The sequence below is a fragment of the Bacteroides togonis genome (genome assembly GCF_900130135.1).
Taxonomy (GTDB): Bacteria; Bacteroidota; Bacteroidia; order Bacteroidales; family Bacteroidaceae; genus Bacteroides; species Bacteroides pullorum.
Map to the genome: position 1 here is coordinate 1 of NZ_LT670823.1, position 2254 is coordinate 2254.

General features: G+C 41.0%; 2 protein-coding genes and 1 pseudogene. All 3 read right to left on the reverse strand.

The window, feature by feature from the left end; genetic code table 11:
* Positions 1–559 (reverse strand): annotated as a pseudogene (locus tag BQ8005_RS16585) (RHS repeat domain-containing protein); the annotation flags it as partial.
* Between the two features lie 191 nt (positions 560–750).
* On the reverse strand, positions 751–1167 hold the full coding sequence (locus BQ8005_RS16590) for an energy transducer TonB (protein WP_075319317.1): 417 nt from the start codon (positions 1165–1167) through the stop codon (positions 751–753).
* On the reverse strand, positions 1164–2254 hold a 1091-nt coding region (locus BQ8005_RS17115), incomplete at its 5' end, for an RHS repeat-associated core domain-containing protein (RefSeq protein ID WP_200806353.1). The genes BQ8005_RS16590 and BQ8005_RS17115, both read right to left, overlap by 4 nt.

Sequence of the window (2254 nt, forward strand, 5' to 3'; positions counted from 1 at the left end):
GCACACCGTTTTCATAGATCACGTTGCCGCAATAGTCCGTTGTGGTGGTCGTACCGTTGATGACATGCTTCGTGCGGAGCTTGGTTCCGTCGGCGGCATAGGTGTATTCAATGGTGCTTCCGTCCGTAAACGTGACCTTGCTTGGCAAATTTAAACAATTATACGATATGTTGCTAATTCCTTTGTTTAAATCTTTAGTTAAATTACCGTTGGCGTCGTAAGCGTACTCATTAGCCTGCTTTACAGCATCTTTGAACTCGAAGCCGTTGTTGTAAGCAGAACTCGTCACAGCGTCATCCACCCGGTTCAGCTGGTTGCCATCGAGCGTGAAGGTCAGGTTGTCTATCAGCCCGTAGCTGCTTGCTCCCGTCTGCCCGTACCGTTGCAGAGCAAGTATGTTCCCGTTCTTGTCGTAACCGGTCACCTTTTCGGTGAAGCGGTTGGTGTTGCTGCTTATCGAAGTGCCTTCGCCATAGACGGCATCCAGCATGCGGTTCAGCCCGTCGTAGGTGAACTTGTAGCCGCGGGTGGTTGTCTCGCCGCCCGCCTGCCAGGTCATGCTGCTGATGTTGCCGTTGTAGCAGGGCGTGCCGTTGCCGGTGTTGTAATACAGGTTCTGCGAGAACTTGGTGCCGCTGATGGCTGTCAGCCAGCCGCGGAGATAATTTATAAAAAAGTAATCCTTGAAACAGAATGAACTTCTGAATCAAGGATTACTTATTCTTAAAAGTTAGAATGTATCAATTCACTTTATTCTATACGCATACGAATAAATGTTGAAAGGAAATACTCAGTTTTCACATTCTGACCATTTCTTTTACCAGGATTCCATTGAGGCATCGAATATATTACTCTTACCACTTCATTATTAATATATTCATCAAGACCTTGTAGTATTTTTACATTAGTTATATTACCAGTTTCAGTTACAATAAACATGCATATAACTTTACCTTGGACACTTGATTCTGCATGAATTTTAGGAAAAATGAAATGGTTATCAATATAGGATACTAAAGAATCGTAGCCACCTTTGAAAGTTGGCATAGAATCCAGTTCCATTAATTGATATATTTTATCTTCTTTCTGGTAAATGTTGTTATGACTATTTTGTAGATAGCCAAAACTAAATAATAGCAATGATATGAATAAAAAACTTATCTTCATTTCATGTTTTTTATTGTTTCGTTAATTGATTCATTTATTTTTTTGAATAAATCTCTATTTAGATCAACGCTTCCATTTTCATACTGATGTGATGCTTGTTTTCTATTACCTTGAGTCTTTATATAGGTATGAGCATGACCATTGGCTTCATGGCTATAAGTCTGCGCTTGTCCTTCTTCTGATAATTCTGAGTTTACAATAATTTTTATATTATCGTCAGTTGAATTTTGAAGACCGTTTTTATCAGGGAAGAGGGTCTTTCCTAGGAAGCCTGTTTCTCCAGTAGAGGTCCCTATTCCTTTTCCATCGTTGTTGCCAATAAAATCTTTGTCAACTCCTAAATAAGACATTTTACTTTCTTGGGTTTTACCATATTCATCTATATAAGTAAATTTATTATCCAATTTTACTTCTACAATAGTCTCTGATAAAACCATATCTTTTAAATAATTAAAATTGTGGCTATCAGCCGATACCCCTTTAATAATATCTTGATTTATATATCCTTGACTATTGAATACGACGTATTGTCTCAAATCTTTGGGTAATGTGTTTAATATCATCTTCTGCTCTGCATTAGAAATTGCTACCACATGTCCTCCATTAGGATCAATATATTTTATCGGATTATCCAAACAATAAGTATAAGGGCTCCAAGGATAATACTTCTCCGCCATCGGATCCACCGTCGCAAACCTTCCTATCGCCGCATCATAATGCCGTGCCCCATAATCATACCAGTTCAGCCCTTTCTTCGTGTCCAGTTCCTTGCCGTTGTATTTGTAAGGTTGTACACTCGTAGAGTTGGCGAAGACACCTCCGAAGGGGTAGTAATGGTTCGTTTCCTCTACAGTCCCGTTCTGGTCGATAACCACTCGGTTGTTGCCCTGATGATCCTGCAGGTAGTAATGGTACTTGCTGTCGGCCAGGGTGAGGTATCCGGCTTCCGTCAGCAGCAGTTTCTGCACACCGTTTTCATAGATCACGTTGCCGCAATAGTCCGTTGTGGTGGTCGTACCGTTGATGACATGCTTCGTGCGGAGCTTGGTTCCGTCGGCGGCATAGGTGTATTCAATGGTGCTTCCGT

Excerpts from the sequence above, each read along its gene's own strand:
- BQ8005_RS16590 (WP_075319317.1), bottom strand. The coding sequence starts at position 1,167 with ATGAAGATAAGTTTTTTATTCATATCATTGCTATTATTTAGTTTTGGC.